The sequence below is a fragment of the Streptomyces enissocaesilis genome (assembly GCF_039533765.1).
GTDB classification, from domain to species: Bacteria; Actinomycetota; Actinomycetes; order Streptomycetales; family Streptomycetaceae; genus Streptomyces; species Streptomyces enissocaesilis.
This window is the reverse complement of record NZ_BAAAUD010000029.1, coordinates 33854-54516: the sequence shown is the minus strand read 5'-3', so window position 1 is coordinate 54516 and position 20663 is coordinate 33854. Positions and strand designations below refer to the sequence as shown.

The 20663-nt window shown below is 73.9% G+C and carries 22 protein-coding genes; 4 read left to right on the top strand and 18 right to left on the bottom strand.

The genetic code is table 11. The features are described 5' to 3' along the window. Nucleotides 1-232 precede the first annotated feature (232 nt). From ABD374_RS13485 to ABD374_RS13470, 4 genes are all read right to left on the bottom strand, one after another. Nucleotides 233-1114, bottom strand: coding sequence for a polysaccharide deacetylase family protein (locus ABD374_RS13485; RefSeq protein WP_344494805.1), 882 nt, complete (start codon nucleotides 1112-1114; stop codon nucleotides 233-235). Next, nucleotides 1111-2034, bottom strand: coding sequence for a polysaccharide deacetylase family protein (locus ABD374_RS13480; RefSeq protein ID WP_344494803.1), 924 nt, complete (start codon nucleotides 2032-2034; stop codon nucleotides 1111-1113). Before ABD374_RS13480 ends, ABD374_RS13485 begins: the two co-directional genes overlap by 4 nt. Before the next feature lie 100 nt (nucleotides 2035-2134). Then, complete coding sequence (locus ABD374_RS13475) at nucleotides 2135-2683, bottom strand: NUDIX hydrolase (protein WP_344494801.1); 549 nt, start codon at nucleotides 2681-2683, stop codon at nucleotides 2135-2137. Between the two features lie 21 nt (nucleotides 2684-2704). Then, entirely contained in the window at nucleotides 2705-4096 is a 1392-nt protein-coding gene (locus ABD374_RS13470) for a hypothetical protein (RefSeq protein ID WP_344494800.1), read from the bottom strand. A gap of 73 nt (nucleotides 4097-4169) precedes the next feature. On the opposite strand from ABD374_RS13470, the gene ABD374_RS13465 reads away from it, so the two are divergent. Beyond that, nucleotides 4170-5339, top strand: a complete 1170-nt coding sequence (locus ABD374_RS13465) for a THUMP-like domain-containing protein (protein WP_425577232.1) — start codon at nucleotides 4170-4172, stop codon at nucleotides 5337-5339. Nucleotides 5340-5386: 47 nt separating this feature from the next. Here the strand turns inward: ABD374_RS13465 and ABD374_RS13460 are convergent, their stop codons facing one another. From ABD374_RS13460 to tsaB, 5 genes are all read right to left on the bottom strand, one after another. Beyond that, nucleotides 5387-5959: a hypothetical protein gene (locus ABD374_RS13460; RefSeq protein WP_344494796.1), complete on the bottom strand. Its 573-nt coding sequence runs from the start codon at nucleotides 5957-5959 to the stop codon at nucleotides 5387-5389. A 105-nt stretch (nucleotides 5960-6064) separates the two neighbouring features. Beyond that, nucleotides 6065-6328 carry a hypothetical protein gene (locus ABD374_RS13455; RefSeq protein WP_344494794.1) on the bottom strand — a complete coding sequence of 88 codons (264 nt, stop codon included), beginning with the start codon at nucleotides 6326-6328 and terminating at the stop codon, nucleotides 6065-6067. Next, nucleotides 6325-7422 carry a tRNA (adenosine(37)-N6)-threonylcarbamoyltransferase complex transferase subunit TsaD gene (tsaD, locus tag ABD374_RS13450; protein ID WP_344494792.1) on the bottom strand — a complete coding sequence of 366 codons (1098 nt, stop codon included), beginning with the start codon at nucleotides 7420-7422 and terminating at the stop codon, nucleotides 6325-6327. Before tsaD ends, ABD374_RS13455 begins: the two co-directional genes overlap by 4 nt. Then, nucleotides 7415-7909 (bottom strand): ribosomal protein S18-alanine N-acetyltransferase, encoded by a 495-nt coding sequence (rimI, locus tag ABD374_RS13445; protein WP_344494918.1) that lies wholly within the window; start codon nucleotides 7907-7909, stop codon nucleotides 7415-7417. Before rimI ends, tsaD begins: the two co-directional genes overlap by 8 nt. A 17-nt stretch (nucleotides 7910-7926) precedes the next feature. After that, nucleotides 7927-8586 (bottom strand): tRNA (adenosine(37)-N6)-threonylcarbamoyltransferase complex dimerization subunit type 1 TsaB, encoded by a 660-nt coding sequence (gene tsaB, locus ABD374_RS13440; RefSeq protein WP_344494790.1) that lies wholly within the window; start codon nucleotides 8584-8586, stop codon nucleotides 7927-7929. 97 nt (nucleotides 8587-8683) lie between these two features. Here tsaB and ABD374_RS13435 point away from each other — a divergent pair, with 97 nt between their 5' ends. Continuing rightward, entirely contained in the window at nucleotides 8684-9271 is a 588-nt protein-coding gene (locus ABD374_RS13435) for a hypothetical protein (RefSeq protein ID WP_425577231.1), read from the top strand. A gap of 15 nt (nucleotides 9272-9286) precedes the next feature. Here the strand turns inward: ABD374_RS13435 and ABD374_RS13430 are convergent, their stop codons facing one another. The 7 genes from ABD374_RS13430 to glmS all read right to left on the bottom strand — a co-directional run bounded on the left by ABD374_RS13430 (nucleotide 9287) and on the right by glmS (nucleotide 16608). Continuing rightward, nucleotides 9287-9448, bottom strand: a complete 162-nt coding sequence (locus ABD374_RS13430; protein ID WP_344494786.1) for a hypothetical protein — start codon at nucleotides 9446-9448, stop codon at nucleotides 9287-9289. 127 nt (nucleotides 9449-9575) lie between these two features. Beyond that, complete coding sequence (gene tsaE / locus ABD374_RS13425) at nucleotides 9576-10088, bottom strand: tRNA (adenosine(37)-N6)-threonylcarbamoyltransferase complex ATPase subunit type 1 TsaE (protein WP_344494784.1); 513 nt, start codon at nucleotides 10086-10088, stop codon at nucleotides 9576-9578. Further along, nucleotides 10060-11286 (bottom strand): alpha/beta fold hydrolase, encoded by a 1227-nt coding sequence (locus ABD374_RS13420; RefSeq protein WP_344494782.1) that lies wholly within the window; start codon nucleotides 11284-11286, stop codon nucleotides 10060-10062. Before ABD374_RS13420 ends, tsaE begins: the two co-directional genes overlap by 29 nt. Before the next feature lie 12 nt (nucleotides 11287-11298). Continuing rightward, the gene (gene alr / locus ABD374_RS13415; RefSeq protein WP_344494916.1) at nucleotides 11299-12441 is read right to left on the bottom strand and encodes an alanine racemase; all 1143 of its coding nucleotides are present in this window, start codon (nucleotides 12439-12441) and stop codon (nucleotides 11299-11301) included. Between the two features lie 370 nt (nucleotides 12442-12811). After that, complete coding sequence (locus ABD374_RS13410) at nucleotides 12812-14347, bottom strand: NAD(P)H-hydrate dehydratase (RefSeq protein WP_344494780.1); 1536 nt, start codon at nucleotides 14345-14347, stop codon at nucleotides 12812-12814. Between the two features lie 13 nt (nucleotides 14348-14360). After that, nucleotides 14361-14729, bottom strand: a complete 369-nt coding sequence (locus tag ABD374_RS13405; RefSeq protein ID WP_344494778.1) for a holo-ACP synthase — start codon at nucleotides 14727-14729, stop codon at nucleotides 14361-14363. Between the two features lie 4 nt (nucleotides 14730-14733). Next, nucleotides 14734-16608, bottom strand: a complete 1875-nt coding sequence (gene glmS / locus ABD374_RS13400) for a glutamine--fructose-6-phosphate transaminase (isomerizing) (RefSeq protein ID WP_344494776.1) — start codon at nucleotides 16606-16608, stop codon at nucleotides 14734-14736. 78 nt (nucleotides 16609-16686) lie between these two features. Between glmS and coaA the strand changes: the two genes are divergently transcribed. Further along, entirely contained in the window at nucleotides 16687-17676 is a 990-nt protein-coding gene (gene coaA / locus ABD374_RS13395) for a type I pantothenate kinase (protein ID WP_344494774.1), read from the top strand. Nucleotides 17677-17688: 12 nt separating this feature from the next. Further along, the gene (locus ABD374_RS13390) at nucleotides 17689-18633 is read left to right on the top strand and encodes a DUF389 domain-containing protein (RefSeq protein ID WP_344494772.1); all 945 of its coding nucleotides are present in this window, start codon (nucleotides 17689-17691) and stop codon (nucleotides 18631-18633) included. Here ABD374_RS13390 and glmM read toward each other — a convergent pair. Both glmM and rpsI read right to left on the bottom strand, forming a co-directional pair. Beyond that, entirely contained in the window at nucleotides 18630-19988 is a 1359-nt protein-coding gene (glmM, locus tag ABD374_RS13385) for a phosphoglucosamine mutase (RefSeq protein ID WP_344494770.1), read from the bottom strand. The genes ABD374_RS13390 and glmM overlap by 4 nt on opposite strands. A 141-nt stretch (nucleotides 19989-20129) precedes the next feature. Continuing rightward, nucleotides 20130-20657 carry a 30S ribosomal protein S9 gene (gene rpsI, locus ABD374_RS13380; RefSeq protein WP_093799532.1) on the bottom strand — a complete coding sequence of 176 codons (528 nt, stop codon included), beginning with the start codon at nucleotides 20655-20657 and terminating at the stop codon, nucleotides 20130-20132. Nucleotides 20658-20663 lie beyond the last annotated feature (6 nt).

Sequence of the window (20663 nt, the reverse complement as noted above, 5' to 3'; positions counted from 1 at the left end):
CCCCTTCGGAGATCTCACGGGGTTAACTGATGTGGGGTGGCGACCAGGTGGATCCGTCGTCGCGGGTGCCGGACCTGCCCGTCGCTACTATTGGCACTCGCCGGTGGAGAGTGCCAACGCCGAGACTATGACGCGGTTAGCACTCGGTCAAGCGGAGTGCCAATTCAGCGCCGCCGCGCGCGTCCCGGAGGCGATGTCCGGCCCCGGCCTCCGGCCGCGTCGGAGGCGGTTCTCAGAGGTACTCCTCCAGACGCGCCACCGCGAACCCCTGCTCCTGGACGCGGCGCAGCACCCGCACCGTCGCCTCCGCCAGCTCCCCGGGCCTGCGGGAGTGCGCGAACACGATGTCGCCCGGCCGCAGCCGGTCGCCCCGCGCGTACCGCAGGGCGCCGCCTTGCGCCGAAGCCCACCACAGCACCACCGCGTCGGCCCCGCAGTCGCCCGCCGCCCGCAGCGTCTGGTTGTCGTACGCCCCGTACGGCGGCCTGAAGAGCCGCGGCCTGGTGCCGAAGCGGGCCTCCAGGCGGTCCCGCTGACCGCAGATCTGGGCGCGCTGTCCGGCGTACGGCAGACCGGGCAGGTAGACGTGACCGACCCCGTGGTTCTGCACCGTGGTGGAGCCGCCGCCCGCCCGTCCCGGCCGGACGAAGCGGCGGTGCCCGGGCGCGGCCGTGCCGTCCGTCAGGAACACGCTGACCGGCAGGTCCAGTTCGTCGACCAGCCGCACGAACGCGGAGTCCTGTGCGGCGCCGTCGCCGAAGGTGAGGAAGACGACCTTGTCGCGGGTCGGTACGCGGTCCACGACGAAGGGCCGGTCCGGTTTGCGGACCGGGGGCGCCGGCGCCGGACGGAGCGGCTCCCGCAGCCCCCACCGCGCGTACGGCGCCCCGGACCGCGGCGCCGGACCGCCGTGCTCCGGGCCGCCGTGCGGCTGCCCGCCGTGCGCCCGGAGCGCCTCGGACCCCGCGGCCCCCGCCTCCCGGCCCTCCGGCGCGGCGCCGCGCACCGCCTTCCCGCCGAGCCGCTCGGCCGGTTCCACGGACTGCGCGCATCCGGTGAGCGCGAGCGCACCGGCCGCCAGCAGGCCGGTCAGCGGCCGGTGCGCACGCCTCACAGGTAGTCCTCCAGCCTGGCCACGGCGTACCCCTTGGCGGTGACCGTCTTCATGACCCGCCGGATCATGTCCGGCATGGTTCCCTTCCACTGCTCCCTGCCGCGGAAGTGCGTGAGGATGATGTCGCCGGGATGCAGGTCCCGGTCCCACTCCCGCCACTCCATCCGGTCGGGGAACGCCTCGGCGGCCCACAGCGGCACGGCCTTCACGCCGCAGGCGCGGGCGGCGCGCAGGGTGTCGGCGTTGTAGTTGCCGTACGGCGGCCTGAAGAGCCGGGGCCGCTTGCCGAACCGCTTCTCGATGACGGCCTGCATGCCGCAGATCTCGCGTTTCTGCTGGGCGTAGGTGAGGCCGGGCATGTAGCGGTGGTTGAGGGTGTGGTTGTGCAGGGCGACGCCGCGCGCCTGCATGCGCTCGAAGTAGCCGTAGTTCTCGCGCACCAGGTAGTCGCTGAGAAAAGCGCTGTAGGGGATGCCCAGCTCGGTCATCATCCGCAGCAGTTTCGGGTCCTTCTCCGCGCCGTCGTCCATCGTCAGGAAGACGACCCGCTCGTCGACCGGGACGGTGGTGAACACGGGCGGCAGCCCGCGCCCGGCCTCGAACCCCTTGCGCGTGGTGATCCTCGGCTTCACGGCGGGCGGTGGGGGCGCGAGGAGCGGCGTCTGCGCGAGCCCCCACTTCCTGGCGGCGGCGACACGCGCGATCTGGGCACGCCGCAGCCGCTCGGCGTACCCGGCGAGGGAGCCGGCGGGGCCCGCGCGGTGCGCCTGCTGCTGGCCGGGGGCCGGCGCGGCGGGCTCGGGGGGCCCGGCGGAGGGCGTGGCGCAGCCGGCGGCGACGAGGGAGGCGGCCAGCAGTACACCGAGCCCCGCCGCGTACCCCCTTCCAGCCCTTTTTGCCTTTTGTCGTACTAGTCGCATGGCGCCGCATACTGCCAGCGCGCGCCCCCCGTTCCCGGCCGACACCCGCGCGAAGAGCCCGCCGTCCCCCGGGCGGCCGACGCCCCGCGCACCGGGGCGCTCAGCCGTACGCCGCGGCCACCCCCAGCGCGGCGAGCGTGAACCCGTCGCGCACCTCCCCGCGCCGGATCCCGTCGGCCAGCTCCTCCCGTGACCACCAGCGGGCGGACGCGACCTCGCCGTCACCACTGCCACCGCCGCCCAGTACGGCATCGGCGGGGACGGTCACCTCCACCACCGCCACTTCGCTCTCGAGCAGACCGGAGTCGACGTCCACCAGGGCCAGCACCTCGGCCGCGCCGCCCCGCAGACCGGTCTCCTCGGCGAGTTCGCGCAGCGCGTCGGCGGCCGGCCCGCTCTCCCCGAAGCCCCGGGGCAGCTCCCACATCCACCGTCCGACAGCGGGCCGCCACTGGCGGACCATCAGCGTCAAGCCGTCGCGCCGGGCCAGCACCACCACCCCGGTACGGCCCGCGCCGACCCGTACCCGGTGCAGCTCCAGCGTCCGTCCGGCGGGCAGCCGGTACGTGTCGAGGAAGACCTCGCACCACCTGCCGTCCGGGTCGCCGTACACCCTGCGCGAGCCGGCGCGCTCCAGCTCACTGTCCACCGTCACCGTCCATGGCCGCTCTCACTGTCCGTCCGGGTCCGACTGCACCGTCGGCACCGCCGTCGGCAACTCCACCACATCGCACCGCCCCCGGTACGCGTCGAGCGAGCGCCTCCCCACCGCTCTTCCCCCGGCCAGCACCACCGCCACCACCACGGGGACCATGGTCCCCGCCATGCCCGACACGGCGTCGCCCAGCAGCCCCTCGCCCGCCACCAGGTTCGCCGCCGCGCCCAGGCCGCCCGCCGCGGTCAGCTCCCCGGTCCGGCCGCCCACGGTCCGTACGGCCCGCTGGATGCGCGTCATCGGGGCACCGCCCGCGGCCGGGCCACCGCTTCCCGGGTCTTTCGTACGGCCGCCGAGCAGCTCCCCTATCTCCTGCAACGCGGCCGGATCACGCGCCTCCCACCAGCGGCCGAGCGCGTCGGCCGCGTCGTCGGCGAACCGCTGCCAGTCCTCCCCGGGCATCAGGCCCAGCCGCCGCTCGAAGCCCGTCGGGAACGTCACCAGCGGCGCCTCCCCGGTGAGCGCCTCCGCCTCCCGCCTGCGCACCCCGCGCCGGGGCGCGGCCAGCGCCAGCATGCAGCGCTCGCCCGCCGCGATGGCCCGGTAGTAGGTCTCGTCGAAGGACTCCCGCAGCAGCTCGGCGTCGTCGCGTTCGGCCCGGCCCGCGGCCCTGGTCAGCGGTTCGAGCCGGTCGTACAGCAGGCTGCGGTTGGGCATCCCGCCCACGTCGAGCGCCCTGCCGGTCCACGCCTCCAGCACCCCCCGGCCCGCGTCGCTGCGCAGTTCCCCGGGCGCGGGCGGCGGCTGCACGGCGTACGCGGTGGGGTAGTCCGCCGGGGCCAGGTCACGCACCTCCAGCAGCCCGCGCCCGGCGGCTTCCAGCCAGTCGCGCCAGCGGGCGACGAGGCGCAGCCGCAGCGCGGGGTCCAGCTCGCCGGACGCGCGCAGCAGCCGGTCCACGGCATCCACCGGCCCGTCGGCGCCAGAAGCCGCGACGCCGCCGCCCGCCTCCGCCAGCCGGTGCTGGAGCCGGTGGCACCGCTCGCCGCTCAGCGGCAGCGAGGAGAGCAGGAAGCCGCGCGAGAGCATCGCCAGCAGCTGCGCCCCCAGGTCCGCGTCGCGCGCGTTCACCCGCACCGGGAGCATCGCGCCGCCGCCGACCGCCCGTATCGCCAGTTCGTCCAGCAGCTCGGCCGGGCGCAGCACGGCGAACGCGGCGCCGTCCAGCAGCTGGGTGTACGTCAGGAAGACCACGCCGCCCTGGATCACCTCCCAGCGCAGCCGCCCCAGCAGCTCCACCCGGCTCTCCGCCGTGGCCCGCTCCTGCGGCACCCCGTCCGTACCGTACGCACCGAGCAGCGCGCGCTGGCGCACGCTGTCCCACCCCGAGCTGAGTACCGCGTCCACGGATCCCCCGATCTCCGCCTGCCCCACGACACCTCGACAGTACGTCCCGCCACTGACAGGGAGAATGGTGTCCGTGGATCCCGACTCCTTCTCCGCCCTGCTCACCGACGAGGGCCAGTTCCTGCTCACCGCGCTCCGCGACCACGACCCCGCCCAGGAGCTGGCCACCGCCACCCGGCTGCGCCGCGACCACCCCGCCGCGCTGGTCTCGGCGGCGCTGGGGCAGGCCCGGTTGCGGCAGCGGGCGGTGGCGAAGTTCGGCGCCGAGGACGCGTACCGGATGTTCTTCACCCCGAACGGCGTCGAGCAGGCCACCCGCGCGGCGGTGGCGACGTACCGCGCCGGCCGCTTCGCCGCGCTCGGCGTGCGGAGCGTGGCCGACCTGTGCTGCGGCATCGGCGGCGACGCGATCGCGCTGGCCCGCGCCGGAATCCGCGTCCTGGCCGTCGACCGCGACCCGCTGACGGCCGAGGTGGCCCGCGCGAACGCCGGCGCGCTCGGCCTCTCGGGCCTCGTCGAGGTCCGCTGCGCCGACGTCACGGACATCGACACGTCCCCCTACGACGCGGTCTTCGTCGACCCGGCCCGGCGCGGCGGCCGCGGCCGCGTCTTCGACCCGGAGGCGTATTCGCCGCCCCTGTCCTGGGCGATCGGGGCGGCCCGTACGTCCGCGCACGCCGCACTCAAGATCGCGCCGGGTGTCCCGCACGAGGCGGTCCCGGACGACGCCGAGGCGGAGTGGATCTCGGACGGCGGCGACGTGAAGGAGGCGGTGCTCTGGTTCGGCACCGGCCCCGGGGCCGTCCGCGCCACCCTGCTCCCCGGCCCGCGCACCCTGGTCGGCACCGGGCTGCCGGACCCGGAGCCCGGCGAGGTCGGCCGCTACCTCTACGAGCCGGACGGCGCCGTCGTCCGCTCGCACCTGGTGGCGGAGGTCGCGGAGCAGGTCGGCGGGCGCCTGATCGACGAGACCATCGCGTACATCACTGCGGACGGGCTCCACCCCACGCCGTACGCCACCGCCTACGAGATCACCGACCGGATGCCCTTCGGCCTGAAGAAGCTGAAGGCGCTGCTGCGGGAGCGGGAGGTCGGCGTACTGACCGTGAAGAAGCGCGGCTCGGCGGTCGAGCCGGAGGAGCTGCGCCGCAGGATGAAGCTGTCGGGGCCGAACTCCGCCACGGTCTTCCTCACCCGCGTCGCGGGCGCGCCGACCGTACTGATCGGCCACCCGGTGCCGTAGCCGGGCGCCGGGCCCCTCACCCGGCCGCTCCGCGCCGCGGCGGCCGTTCAGCCCTTCACGCCACCCGTCTCGCCCACCGGGCCCACCCGCACCGCCCACCGGTGGTGCCCCACGGCCTTCGCCGCGCCGAGCAGCCCGGCCCCCCACAGGACGACCCCGAGTCCGGTGAAGAAGAACGCGTCCGTGTACGTCTCGGTGCCCGGCCGCGCCGTGACCGCGAACCCGAGCGACGACCACAGGCCGAGCCCGCACACCACCAGCGACGAGAGCAGCCACGCGAGGCTGAGCCCGGGAACGCGCCACCGCGCGGCCGAGAAGCCGTGCGCGCGCCCCACCGCGGCCCAGTCCGCCAGCAGCTGACGGGTCGTCCGGTCGCGGCGCGCGCCCGCCCCGAGGAAGGTCCAGCAGGTCACGACGCCCCCGAGCCCGACCGCGCCGAAGACCGCGGCGAGGAGGGCGGTCAGCGGATCGCCCGGCCCCTCGAACGCGTCGAGGGCCGTCCCGGCCATCCCCCACCCGAGCGCGGCGCCGCCCACCAGCAGCCAGAACCGCACCAGCCGCCCGGGGCCGAGACCGCGTGCGGTCAGCTCGTCCATGGCCCGCGCCCGGTCGGCGCGCATCGCCTCGGGTCCGGGCCAGGTCCGCAGGTGCTCGGGCGGTGGGGCGGCGGAAGCGCCGTACGACGGGACATGCGCACGACACTGCCCAGGGGCCGACGGGCCGGATCAGACCCCTTCGACCGACTCGAAGCGCCAGCGGTGAACCGCCCGCGTGACCAGCTCCCCCTCGGGTTCCGGCAGTTCGGGCAGCTCCGCGTCGTACGCCGCCTCCCACCACGTCATGACGAGCACGCGGTCCTGCGGCGCCCGCAGGACCTCCCTGCGCACCGGCCCGCCCGCCAGGGCCCGGACCTGCGTCCGGGCCCACTCCAGCAGCTCCCCGCCCCGGCCCTCGGCGGCACGGGCCTCCCACATCAGCGCGACGGTCATGAGTAGAGGTTGTCCTTGCTGATCTCGTGCACATGGTCGTGGCCATGGGCGGCGCCCGGTACGTGCGGCTCGGTCACCGGCAGCGAGGAGTCCGCCGACAGGTCCCAGTCCGACGCCGCCCGGCCCCGCGCCACCATCTCCGCGCCGAGCGCCGCGACCATCGCCCCGTTGTCCGTGCACAGCCCCGGCCGCGGCACGCGCAGCCGGATGCCGGCCCGCTCGCACCGCTCGGCCGCCAGCGCCCGCAGCCGCGAGTTGGCGGCCACGCCGCCGCCGATCATCAGGTGGTCGACGCCCTCGTCCTTGCAGGCCCGGACCGCCTTGCGGGTCAGCACGTCGACGACCGCCTCCTGGAAGGACGCCGCCACGTCCCGCACCGGCACCTCCTCGCCCGCGCTGCGCTTGGCCTCGATCCAGCGGGCGACCGACGTCTTCAGCCCCGAGAAGGAGAAGTCGTACGCCGCGTCGCGCGGCCCGGTCAGCCCGCGCGGGAAGGCGATCGCCTTCGGGTCGCCCTCCTTCGCGAGCCGGTCGATGACGGGACCGCCGGGAAAGCCCAGGTCCAGTACGCGCGCGATCTTGTCGAAGGCCTCGCCCGCCGCGTCGTCGATGGTCGCGCCCATCGGCCGTACGTCGCTCGTGATGTCGGGGGCCAGCAGCAGCGACGAGTGGCCGCCGCTCACCAGCAGCGCCATCGTGGGCTCGGGCAGCGGCCCGTGCTCCAGCTGGTCGACGCAGATGTGCGAGGCCAGGTGGTTCACGCCGTACAGCGGCTTCCCCAGCGCGTACGCGTACGCCTTCGCCGCGGACACCCCCACCAGCAGCGCACCCGCCAGTCCCGGTCCGGCCGTCACCGCGATGCCGTCCAGGTCGGAGGCGGCGACCCCGGCCTCCTTCAGCGCGCGCCCGATCGTCGGGACCATCGCCTCCAGGTGCGCGCGCGAGGCGACCTCGGGCACCACACCGCCGAAGCGGGCGTGCTCGTCGACGCTCGACGCGATGGCGTCGGCGAGCAGGGTGGTGCCGCGCACGATCCCGACGCCGGTCTCGTCGCAGGAGGTCTCGATGCCGAGGACGAGCGGTTCGTCAGCCATGGTGAATCTCGGTTCCTTGTACGGAGGCGGCGGGGTCCGCCGGGTCGGTCGTCGTCGTCAGCCGCATCACGAGCGCGTCGATGTTGCCCGGCTGGTAGTAGCCGCGCCGGAAGCCGATCGGCTCGAAGCCGAAGCGCTCGTACAGCTTCTGCGCGCGCGTGTTGTCGACGCGCACTTCGAGGAGCACCTCGGCGCACTCGAAGGCGCTCGCGTGCCCCAGCAGGTCGGTGAGCAGCCGGGACCCGAGCCCGGCCCCCCACTGGTCCTTCGAGACGGCGATGGTCTGTACGTCGCCGAGCCCCCCGGCGGCGGCGAGCCCGGCGTACCCGACGATCCGGCCCGCCTCCTCGGCCACCACGTAGCGGCGGGTGGCCCGCGGCCCGCGCGCGTGGGCGAGCTCGGACCAGAACATCCCCGGCGACCAGGCGTCCTCGGGGAACAGCTCACGCTCCAGACCGAGCACCGGCTCGATGTCCCACCAGCGCATTTCCCTCAGGCCCGCGCTCACTTCGGCGTGACCACCTTGTAGTTCTTCGGGACCTGCGCGTCGGGCCGGCGCAGGTAGAGCGGCAGCGGCGCCAGGAACGCCTCCGGCTCCCCCGCCGCGAGCTTCTCGGCGGCCAGCGACGCCAGCGCGCCCGCCGACTGGTGCTCGGGTCCGCGCGCGTCCGGGAAGGCCCCGGGGTAGAGCAGCGCGCCCGAGCCGACCACCGGCAGGCCCGCGAGGTCCTCCGCGATGTCGGCGGGGCGGTCGACGGCGGGCTGGGAGATCCGCGTACGGGCATCGGCGTACCGCGCCCAGTAGACCTCCTTGCGGCGCGCGTCGGTGGCCACCGCGAAGGGGCCGGTGAGCCCCGAGGCGTACGCGAGACCGTCCAGGGTGCACAGCCCGTGGACCGGCACTCCGAGGACGAGGCCGAAGGTCTCGGCCGTCGCGAGGCCGACCCGCAGCCCGGTGTACGGGCCGGGGCCGACGCCCACGACCACCGCGGTCACGGCGTCGAGTTTCAGACCGGCTTCGGCGAGCACCCGGTCGACGGTGGGCAGCAGCAGTTCCCCGTGCCGGCGTGCGTCGACCTGCCCGGCCTCGGCGATGACGGAAGCGCCGTCGTGGAGGGCGACGGTGACGGCTGGGGTGGCGGTATCAACGGCGAGCAAGAGCACACAAACAGCCTACGGCCCGCGCACCGGGGGCACGGCGTCCCCCGTCCCTCCCGGCCCCTGCTGCTACCGTCACCACACATACGCACGCGGCAAGAACATGAGGTGGAGCAAGGTGGCAAGGAGCAGCTCGGGATTCGTGGCCGGGCTCACCGCGGCGGCCGTGGCCGGGGTCGCCTTCCTCGCCTACCAGGCGGCGGCGAGCGCTCCGTCCCCCGCGCGGCTCGCCGAGCCCGCCCCCGGCAAGTCCCCGGCCGCGCACGCCACGCTCCCGCCCAGGAAGAAGCCCGAGAAGAAGGACGTGTTCGCGGTGCCCGCCGACTCGGGCGTCGGCATGCGCGTCGTCTACGCGCTGGGCGACCGGCGGGTGTGGCTGGTGAACGAGCAGGGCAGGGCGACGCGGACCTTCGAGGTCGTGCCGAGCACGGTCAGTCCGCCGCCCGGCACGTACGCGGTGACCTCGCGCTCGGGGAGCATCACCGGCTCGGACGGGGTGCAGATCGAGCACGTGGTCCGGTTCACGAGCGTCGAGAACGTGGTGATCGGTTTCAGCGCCGCGGTCGACGGCTCCATGCCGACCCCGGACCCGGCCGCGGGCAAGACCGGGGGCGTCCGCATGCAGCGCGCCGACGGCGACGCGATGTGGCGCTTCGCGACGGTCCGCGTGAAGGTCGTAGTCGTCCCGTAAATACGCTCGTACGAGCTACGCGGCCTCGCGCCGCTCCGTGTGCTCGTGCCCCTCGGGAGGCGTCTCGCCCTCCTGCGGCTCCCGCGGCGGTGTGGAGACCGCCGTGGCCGCCGCGCACGAGGCCAGCAGGTCGCGCATGGACAGAGGCTGGGGCGCTTCGTGTTCTGAAGCCGGCATGGACGCCTCCTGTGGCTCCGGGGGCAGGCGTGGTTAGGTAGACCTAACCATGTCTCGGTATCCATGTGACCACGCCCGGCGCCACCGGCGCAACATCTTGCCGACGTCTTGTCGGAACGTACGGACGTCAGGCCCCCAGCGCGGCCAGGTCCTCCCCGGCCCACCGCTCGCCGACACCGCGCACCGTCACCTCGCGCACGTCGTCGACGGCGTCCCCCACCGCCCGGTGGATGATCACGTGGAGCCGGTCGTCCGACAGCTCCTCGACCTTCCCGTCGCCCCACTCCACCACCACCACGGAGTCGGGCAGCGAGACGTCGAGGTCGAGGTCCTCCATCTCGTCGAGCCCGCCGCCCAGCCGGTACGCGTCCACGTGCACCAGGGCGGGACCGCCGGTCAGCGAGGGGTGGACGCGGGCGATGACGAACGTCGGCGACGTCACGGCGCCGCGCACCCCGAGCCCTTCGCCGAGTCCGCGCGTCAGCGTCGTCTTGCCCGCGCCGAGTTCACCGGTGAGCATCACCAGGTCACCGGGGCGGAGCATTTTCGCGAGCCGGCGCCCCAGCTCCTGCATGAGGCCGGGCGAGTGGACGGTGAGGACGGCGGTGACGTCAGCCGCCGGGATGTGCGGTGCTTCCATACGTCCCAACGTTAGCGGCTGCCGGTACGGCGCCCACGCGGGCCAGCAGGTCCGCGAGCCGGCCGTTGACCACCTCGGGGTGTTCCAGCATGACCAGGTGCCCGGCGTCCGGGACCATCACCAGCTCGGCGTCCGGCAGCAGGCGGGCGATGTCCTCGCTGTGCTCGCTGGGCGTCACCAGGTCCTTGTCGCCCGCCAGGACGAGCACCGGCACCTCGGCGTAGACCTCCAGCGCCTCCGCCTTGTCGTGGTCCGTGAACGCCGGGTAGAACGCGGCGACCACGTCGATCGGCGTCGCCTCGATCAGCCGCTCCGCGAACCGCGCGACCGCCGGGTCGACGTCCTTCGAGCCGAACGAGTACCGCTTGACGAGCCCGGTGAAGAGATCGGCCGTGGCGCGCCGGCCCCGCTCGACGATCTCCGCCTGCGAGCCGAGGGCGCGCAGCACGCGCGGCAGGACCCGGCGTACGGCGTTCACACCGGCCACCGGCAGCCCGAAATTGACCTCGCCGAGCCTCCCCGACGACGTACCGACGAAAACGGCGCCCACCACGCGCTCGCGGATCACCTCGGGGAACTGGTCGGCCAGCGCCATCATCGTCATGCCGCCCATCGAGTGCCCCACCAGCACCAGCGGCCCCTCGGGGGCCGCGGCGTCGAGAACGGCCTTGAGGTCGCGTCCCAGTTGCTCGATGTCGATCGCGACACCCCGCTCCTGGGCCGCGCCGCGCGCCGAACGCCCGTGACTGCGCTGGTCCCAGTGGACCGTACGCACCACACCGCGCAGCGCCGCCCGCTGGAAGTGCCACGAGTCCTGGCTCAGGCAGAAACCATGGCTGAAAACGACGGTGACGGGGGCCGGGGACCTGCGCCCGAAGAGCCGGCGCCGCCGCGGACCGGCACCGTCCGCCTCCACCTCGTCCACCTCGAAGTAGATCTCGGTGCCGTCGTCCGCCACGGCCTGTCCCGGCATCCCGCGCAGAGCGCCGTACGGTCCGGCGGCGTCCAGCGCGAGCCGCGCCTTCTTGCGCATGCCGCGGCCGACGGTCATCCGCTCCAGGGCGACGCCCGCGGCGGCGCCCGCCGCGACCACGCCCAGCGCGGTGCCGGCCAGGCCCGCCCGGCGCCAGTTGCCGGCGGTGGCGGTCGCGGCCTCCGCGGCCACCTCCACCACACCCGGCGCGCTGCTCTCGCTCACGGTGGCGATCTCCTAGTTTCCGGGGTCCTCGTTCATATAGACACGGGGTACCCGCGATCCGATGCGCGTGACAATTTCATACGCGATGGTGCCCGCGGCCTGCGCCCAGTCCTCGGCCGTCGGCTCCCCCCGGTCGCCCGGACCGAACAGCACGGCCTCGGCGCCCGGCTCGACCACGTCGTGCCCCAGATCGACCACGAACTGGTCCATGGCGACCCGCCCGGCGACCCGGCGCCACTTGCCGCCGACCAGCACCGGCCCGCTGCCCGAGGCGTGCCGCGGGATGCCGTCGGCGTACCCGACGGGAACCAGTCCCAGCGTCGTCTCCTCACCGGTGACGTAGTGGTGCCCGTAACTGACGCCGTGCCCCTCCGGAACCCGCTTGACCAGCGCCACGGACGCCGCGAGGGTCATCACGGGCCGCAGGCCGAAGTCGGCGGGCGTGCCGAGCTCGGGGCTCGGCGAGACGCCGTACATGGCGATGCCGGTCCGGACGAGGTCGAAGTGCGCGTGGGGCAGGGTCAGCGTCGCCGGCGAGTTGGCGATGTGGCGCACCTCGGGCTCGGCCCCGGCCTTCTCGGCGTAGTCGACCAGATCCTGGAAAACGGCCAGCTGCGCGTCGATCGACGGGTGCCCGGGTTCGTCCGCACAGGCGAAGTGGGACCAGAGCCCGGTGACCTTGACGGCGTCCCGCGCCTCCAGGGCGCGGCGCACCAGCTCGGGCCAGTCGGCGGGCTGGCAGCCGTTGCGCCCGAGCCCGGTGTCGGCCTTGAGCTGTACGCGCGCCACGCGCCCCGCCGCACGCGCCGCCTCGACGACTTCCCCGAGCGCCCACATCCCGCTCACGGAGACGTCGATGCCCGCCTCGACCGCCTCGCGCCAGGGCCCGCCCGGGGTCCACAGCCAGCACATCAGCGGTCCGTCGAACCCGGCGGCACGCAGCGCCAGGGCCTCTTCGGGGGTCGCGGTCCCCAGCCAGGCCGCCCCCGCGTCGAGGGCGGCGCGCGCGCAGTGGACAGCTCCGTGCCCGTAGGCGTCCGACTTCACCACGGCCATCAGCTGGGCATTCGCCGCACGAGCGCGCAGAGCCCGCACATTGGCCCGCAGGGCCGCCAGATCGATCTCGGCGCGGGCTCGCATGGGGGTATGAGTCATCGCGGTCATCGCGCCAAGTGTCTCAGAGCCTCGCGACAGCCTCGGATCACCTCGTGCGTCCGCTCCCGCGGGACGTCCGATCAGGGGCGGGACGGCGCCGGGGGGCGGTGTCCGGCGAGGCGCGCGGCGCCCGCAGACTGCCCGTCGGCGCGAGGGGGGCGGAACGCGCAGGGGGCGGTGTCCGGGACGTGCTGCGCCTGCCCGGGGCGACCCCCGGACGACCGGCCGAAACCCTCCGGGCACGCGGCGCCCTCACTGCACCACCCACCGGCGCGAGGGGGCGGGACCCGCAGGGGGCGGTGTCCGGGACGTAAAGCGTGATGTGCGCGCGGGGTGCCGGTTTCGCAAAAGGCACCGCGTCGCGGCCGCATCATGCAGTCCCGAACGCCGCCTCCGGAGCGGCCCGCCCCCGCCCCATGATCCCCCGCCAGGCCCCCGGCACCGCGTCCGCCACATCCGACGCCCCCACCGGCGCCCCGCCACCGGCACCACCGGCGCCCCCGGCACCGCTCGCCGCCAGCCGCCCCGCCAGCCCGTGCACGTACGCCGCGACCGACCCCGCGTCCACCGCCCCGAGCCCGGCCGCCAGCAGCGCCCCCGCGAGCCCCGACAGCACGTCCCCACTCCCGGCCGTGGCCAGCCAGGGCGTTCCGGTGGGATTGACCCGCACCGGGCGCCCCGCGAACCCCGTGCCCGTACCCGTAACCCCCGCCGCCACCAGCGTCGTGGACCCCTTCAGCAGCACCGTCGCCCCGTACAGCGCGGCCAGCTCCCGCACCGCGACCAACCGCCCCGCCTCCACTTCCTCCCGCGCGACCCCCAGCAGCGCCGCCGCCTCCCCCGCGTGCGGCGTCAGCAGCGTCGGTGCGTCCCGCCGCCGCACCATCTCCGGCTCCAGCGGCCGCAGCCCGTCCGCATCGACCAGCACCGGAACGTCCGACGCCAGTACGTCCTCCAGCGCCCCGGCGGCGTCCTCACCCAGCCCCGGCCCCACCACCCACGCCTGCACCCGCCCCGCCTCCGACGGCGGCCCCGCGTGCACCAGCGCCTCCGGGAAGCGCGCGATCACCGCACCCGCCCCGGGCCCGACGTACCGCACCGCCCCGGCTCCGCCCCGCAGCGCTCCGGCGACCGCGAGCACCGCCGCCCCCGGATACCGCTCCGACCCCGCCACGACGCCGACCACCCCGCGCCGGTACTTGTCGCTCTCCGCGCCCGGAACCGGCAGCAGCGCGGCCACGTCCGCGTGCTGCAACGCCTCGACGTCCGCCTCCACCGCTTCGAGATCGAGCCCCAGCTCGACCAGCCGCACGGCTCCGACGTACTCGCGCGCGGGGTCGATCAGCAGCCCCGGCTTGTACGTACCGAAGGTGACCGTCACATCGGCGCGCACGCACTCCCCCCGCACCTCCCCGCTGTCCGCCTCGACCCCGCTGGGCAGATCCACGGCGACGACCACCGCCCCGGAGTCCCGCGCCGCCCGCGCCCACGGCACAGCGGCGTCCCGCAGCCCGCCCCGCCCCCCGATCCCGGTGATCCCGTCGACCACGAGATCGGCACGCGCGAGAACCCCGGCCGCGTCACCGGCCGCCCCCGTCGCCACCGACCCCCCGGCGCGCCGCAACGCCGCCAGCCCGCCCCCGTGCGCCCGCCGCGCGTCCAGCAGTACAGCGGTGACCCCCGCCCCCCGCCGCGCCAGCCGGGCGCCCGCGTACAGCGCGTCGCCCCCGTTGTCGCCGCTGCCGACCAGCAGCACGACCCGTGCCCCGTACACCCGCCCCAGCAGCCCCGCGCACACCGCGGCGAGCCCGGCCGCGGCCCGCTGCATGAGCGCGCCCTCGGGGAGCCGGGCCATCAGCTCCCGCTCGGCGGTCCGTACGGTCTCCACGCCATGAGCAGCGCGCATCAGCGAAAACACCTCACCCTTCGGCAATGACGACGGCGGAAGCGATTCCCGCGTCGTGACTGAGCGAGACGTGCCAGGACCGGACCCCGAGCGCCTCCGCCCGCGCCAGCACCGTCCCGCTCACCCGCAGCCGCGGCTGCCCGCTCTCCTCGACGTACACCTCGGCGTCCGTCCAGTGCAGCCCGGCCGGCGCCCCCAGCGCCTTCGCGAGGGCCTCCTTCGCCGCGAACCGGGCGGCGAGCGAGGCGATGCCGCGCCGGTCCCCGCCCGGGAGGTACAGCTCGCTCTCCAGGAAAAGCCGCCGCGCCATCTGCGGCGTGCGCTCCAGCGACGCCCGGAACCGCTCGATCTCCGCGACGTCGATACCCACACCGATGATCACGCGCTCACTCCACCGTCACGGACTTGGCCAGGTTCCGGGGCTGATCGACCTCGTTGCCCCGCGCCGTGGCCAGCTCGCAGGCGAAGACCTGCAACGGCACGGTCGAGACCAGGGGCTGCAGCAGCGTCGGCGTGGCCGGGATCCGGATCAGGTGATCGGCGTACGGGACGACCGCCTCGTCGCCCTCCTCCGCGATCACGATCGTCCGCGCCCCCCGTGCCCGGATCTCCTGGATGTTCGACACGATCTTGTCGTGCAGCACCGACCGCCCCCGAGGCGAGGGCACGACCACCACCACCGGCAGGTCGTTTTCGATCAGCGCGATGGGCCCGTGCTTGAGCTCGCCCGCCGCGAACCCCTCCGCATGCATGTACGCGAGCTCCTTCAGCTTGAGCGCACCCTCCAGGGCGACCGGGTACCCCACGTGCCGCCCCAGGAACAGCACCGTCCTCTTCTCCGCCAGCGAGCGCGCCAGCTCCCGTACCGGCTCCATCGTCTCCAGGACCCGCTCCACCTCGCCCGAGATCTCCGACAACTCGCGCACCACGCCCCGGACCTCGTCCCCCCACTTGGCCCCGCGCACCTGCGCCAGGTAGAGCGCGACCAGGTAGCAGGCGACCAGCTGCGTCAGGAACGCCTTGGTGGAAGCGACGGCGACCTCCGGCCCGGCATGCGTGTAGAGCACCGCGTCCGCCTCCCGCGCGATGGTCGACCCGTTCGTGTTGCACACGGCGAGCACCTTCGCGCCCTGCTCCCGCGCGTGCCGCAGCGCCATCAGCGTGTCCATGGTCTCGCCGGACTGCGAGATCGCGATCACCAGCGTCCGCGCGTCGAGGATCGGGTCCCGGTACCGGAACTCGCTCGCCAGCTCGGTCTCGCAGGGAATCCGCGTCCAGTGCTCGACGGCCAGCTTCGCGATCATCCCCGCGTGGAAAGCGGTCCCGCAGGCCACCACCACGACCTTGTCGACCTCCCGCAGCACGGAATCGGGGATCCGCAACTCGTCCAGGGTCAGGGCCCCGCCCGCGTCGATGCGCCCCAGCAGCGTGTCGGCGACGGCCTTCGGCTGCTCGGCGATCTCCTTGAGCATGAAGTAGTCGTAGCCGCCCTTCTCGGCGGCGGAGGCGTCCCAGTCGATCCGGTACGACCGCACCTCGCCGGGCGCGCCGTAGAAGTCCGTGACCGTGACCGAGACCCCGGCCGCGCCGCCGCCCTCGCCGTCCCGCCGCACCTCGACGACCTGGTCCTGCCCCAGCTCGATCGCCGACCGCGTGTGCGCGATGAAGGCGGCCACATCGGAGGCGAGGAATGCCTCCCCCTCCCCCACGCCCACCACCAGCGGCGAGTTCCGCCGCGCCCCCACCACCACGTCGGGGTCGTCCGCGTGCACGGCGACCAGCGTGAACGCCCCGTCCAGTTGCCGGCACACCAGCCGCATCGCCTCCGCGAGGTCCCCGCACGAGGAGAAGGACTCGGCGAGCAGGTGCGCCACGACCTCGGTGTCGGTCTCGGACGCCAGCTCGTGCCCGCGCCCGGCGAGCTCGGCCCGCAGACCGGCGAAATTCTCGATGATCCCGTTGTGTACGACGGCGACGCGCCCCGCGTTGTCCAGATGCGGGTGCGCGTTGGCGTCGGTGGGCCCCCCGTGCGTGGCCCACCGGGTGTGTCCGATGCCCGTGGCCCCGGCCGGCAGCGGCCGCCCCACGAGCTCCTTCTCCAGGTTGACGAGCTTGCCGGCCTTCTTCGCCGCGGCCAGCCCACCGTCCGCGAGCACGGCCACACCTGACGAGTCGTAACCCCGGTATTCGAGCCGTTTCAGTCCCGCGATGACAACATCAAGCGCCGACTGCCCGCCGACGTACCCCACGATTCCGCACATGTCCGCACCCTACGGCCGACGCCCCCACGTGACCGAGCACACCACCCACGACAGCTCCGCACCCCCGACAATGTTCATGTGATCACTTCGCCGCAACGGTCCACCCACCGCCGGGCAGACGCTTCGCCGTACCTGGACCTCACCCGGGCCGAGTGGAGCGCGCTGCGCGAGAAGACCCCGCTCCCCCTCACGGCGGAGGAACTCGAACGGCTCCGCGGCCTGGGCGACGTGATCGACCTCGACGAGGTGCGGGACGTCTACCTGCCCCTCTCCCGCCTGCTCAACCTCTACGTCCAGGCGACCTCGGGCCTGCGCGGCGCCCTCAACACCTTCCTCGGCGACGCGGGCAACGGCCACGGCGCCCAGCGCGGCACGCCCTTCGTCATAGGGGTCGCGGGCAGCGTCGCCGTGGGCAAGTCGACCGTCGCCCGTCTCCTCCAGGCGCTGCTGGCCCGCTGGCCGGAGCACCCGCGCGTGGAGCTGCTGACCACCGACGGCTTCCTCCACCCCATGGAGGAGCTCGAGCGGCGCGGCCTCATGGCGCGCAAGGGATTCCCCGAGTCGTACGACCGGCGCGCCCTGACCCGCTTCGTCGCCGACATCAAGGCCGGCAAGGACGAGGTCACCGCGCCCGTCTACTCCCACCTGATCTACGACATCGTGCCCGGCGAGCGCCTCACGGTCCGCCGCCCGGACATCCTGATCGTCGAGGGCCTGAACGTCCTCCAGCCGGCGCTGCCCGGCAAGGACGGCCGCACCCGGGTCGCGCTCGCCGACTACTTCGACTTCAGCGTGTACGTCGACGCGCGCGCCGAGGACATCGAGACCTGGTACCTGAACCGCTTCCGCAAGCTGCGCGCGACCGCGTTCCAGGACCCCTCCTCCTACTTCAGGAAGTACACCCAGGTCTCGGAGGAAGAGGCCCTCGACTACGCCCGTACGATGTGGCAGACCGTCAACAAGCCCAACCTGCTGGAGAACGTGGCGCCGACGCGCGGCCGTGCCACGCTGGTGGTGCGCAAGGGCCCCGACCACAAGGTCCAGCGCCTCTCGCTCCGCAAACTCTGAGGAGTACGTGCCGTGCTGCACCTTCGCCTGATCGTCCCCGCCGACCGCACCGACGAGGTCGTCAGCACGGTGGAGAAGACGGTGGGCACGACACACCTCGCCGTCGTCCCCGGAGCGGCCCGCGACCCGGCGGGCGACCTCGTCATGTGCGACGTGGCGCGCGAGGCGGGCGACGACCTCATCAACACGCTCCGCGGCCTCGGCATCGACGAATGCGGTTCGATCGCCGTCGAGAACATCGACCTGTCGCTGTCCGCGCGGGCCCACCGGGCGGAGAAGGAGGCACCGGGCGAGGCCGCGGACGCGGTGCTGTGGGAGCAGTTGTCGGACGCGACCCACGAGGAGTCGACGCTCTCCGTCACCTACATCGCGTTCCTGTCGCTGGCGACGATGATCGCGGCCTGCGGTGTGGTGCTCGACAACGCGATCCTGATCGTGGGCGCGATGGCCGTGGGCCCGGAGTTCGGCCCGCTGGCCGGCTTCTGCACGGCGCTGGTGCAGCGCGCGCCCCGCCTGGCCTGGCGGTCGTTCATCGCGCTGATCGTGGGGTTCGCGGTGGCGATGGCGGTGACGGTCGCGTTCAGCCTCTTCATGGACGCGACGGGCCTGTTCACCAAGGACATGCTGGACGCGGAGCGCCCCAACACGGGCTTCATCTACGCCCCGGACTGGCTGTCCTTCGTCGTGGCCGTGCTGGCGGGCGCGGCCGGCATGCTGTCGCTCACGTCCGCCAAGTCGGGCGCCCTGGTCGGCGTGGCCATCTCGGTGACGACGGTCCCGGCGGCGGCCAACGCCGCTGTGGCACTCGTCTACGGGGACGCCGCCCAGACCCGGCTCTCCACCGAGCAGCTCCTGCTGAACCTGCTCGGCATCGTCCTCGCCGGTACGCTCACGCTGTTCGCCCAGAAGTACCTGTGGACGAGGCAGCGCGGGCGCACCGGCGGCGAGAACGCCTAACCGAGCGCGGACTTCACCACATCGGCGAGCCGCCCCGCGACCGCCTTCGCCTGCTCGATGTCGGCCGCCTCGACCATGACCCGCACGAGCGGTTCGGTGCCCGAGGGCCGCAGCAGCACCCGCCCCGTGGCGCCCAGCTCCCGCTCGGCGTCGGTGACGGCGGCCGCCAGCTCGGCGGAGGTGGTGACGCGCGACTTGTCGACGTCGGGCACGTTGACGAGGATCTGCGGCAGCCGGCTCATGACCCCGGCGAGGTCCGCGAGCGTACGCCCGGTGGCGGCCACCCGCGCGGCCAGCATCAGCCCGGTCAGGGTGCCGTCGCCGGTGGTCGCGTGGTCCAGCACGATGACGTGCCCGGACTGCTCGCCGCCGAGCGCGTACCCCTCGGCCTTCATCGACTCCAGTACGTACCGGTCGCCGACGGCGGTCTGTACGAGCTCGATGCCCTCGCGCTCCATGGCCAGCTTGAAGCCGAGGTTCGACATGACGGTGCCGACGACGGTGTTCTTGCGCAGCTGACCGGCCTCGCGCATGGCGAGCGCCAGTACGGCGAGGATCTGGTCCCCGTCGACCTCGTTGCCCAGCGCGTCCACGGCCAGGCACCGGTCGGCGTCGCCGTCGTGCGCGACACCGAGGTCGGCGCCGTGCTCGACGACGGCGGCCCGGAGCATCTCCAGGTGTGTGGACCCGCACCCGTCGTTGATGTTCAGCCCGTCGGGGTCGGCACCGATGGTGACGATCTCGGCGCCGGCCCGGGCGAAGGCCTCGGGAGAGACGCGGGAGGCGGCCCCGTGCGCCTCGTCGAGCACCACCTTCACGCCGTCGAGACGGTTGGGCAGCACGGTGAGCAGATGGGCGATGTACTGGTCGACGCCCTCGGCGTAGTCGGACACCCGGCCGACGCCCGCCCCGGTCGGCCGGGCCCAGGGCTCACCGGTGCGGTGCTGCTCGTACAGGTCCTCGATGCGGATCTCCAGCTCGTCGGCGAGCTTGTGCCCGCCGCGCGCGAAGAACTTGACACCGTTGTCCGGCATGGCGTTGTGGCTGGCCGAGAGCATGACGCCGAGATCGGCGCCCAGCGCGCCGGTGAGGTACGCCACCGCGGGGGTGGGCAGCACCCCCACCCGGAGCACGTCCACACCCGCGCTCGCCAGGCCCGCCACGACGGCGGCCTCCAGGAACTCTCCCGACGCACGCGGATCACGCCCGACCACGGCGGTCGGCCGATGCCCCTCGAAGGTGCCCGCCTCGGCGAGTACGTGCGCCGCCGCGACCGACAGACCGAGCGCGAGCTCGGCCGTCAGGTCGGCGTTGGCGACACCGCGCACGCCGTCAGTGCCGAAGAGTCGTCCCACTGGTGTCCTCCGAAATACTCCGAAAATGCAAGCTCTGGTGCGCTTCAACGCCGTGGTGCACCCGGCATGCCGATAAACGAACGCCCCGACAGCACACAATGTGCCGCCGGGGCGAACGTCTGGAGCAGCCGAGCAGGCGGATTAGCGCTTGCTGTACTGCGGCGCCTTGCGGGCCTTCTTGAGACCGGCCTTCTTGCGCTCGACCGCACGGTCGTCGCGGGAGAGGAAGCCGGCCTTCTTCAGGGTGGGACGGTTGTTGTCCACGTCCGCCTCGTTCAGCGCACGGGCGACACCGAGACGGAGCGCACCGGCCTGACCGGAGACGCCGCCACCCGCGATGCGGGCGATGACGTCGTAGCGGCCGTCGAGCTCGAGCACCTTGAAGGGCTCGTTGACTTCCTGCTGGTGAACCTTGTTCGGGAAGTAGTCCTCGAGCGTACGCCCGTTGATCTTCCACTTGCCGGTGCCCGGGACGATCCGGACGCGGGCGATGGCGTTCTTGCGACGGCCCAGGCCGGCCGCGGGCTGCGGGTCACCGAAACGGCCCGCGAGGGACTCGCTGGTGTACTCGCCCTCGACGGGAACCTCGGACTCGAAGGTGGTCACCTCGGCGAAGGTCTCTTCGGCCTCGGAACCCTCGACGGGCGTCTCTGCAGTGGTCTCGGCCACGATTCT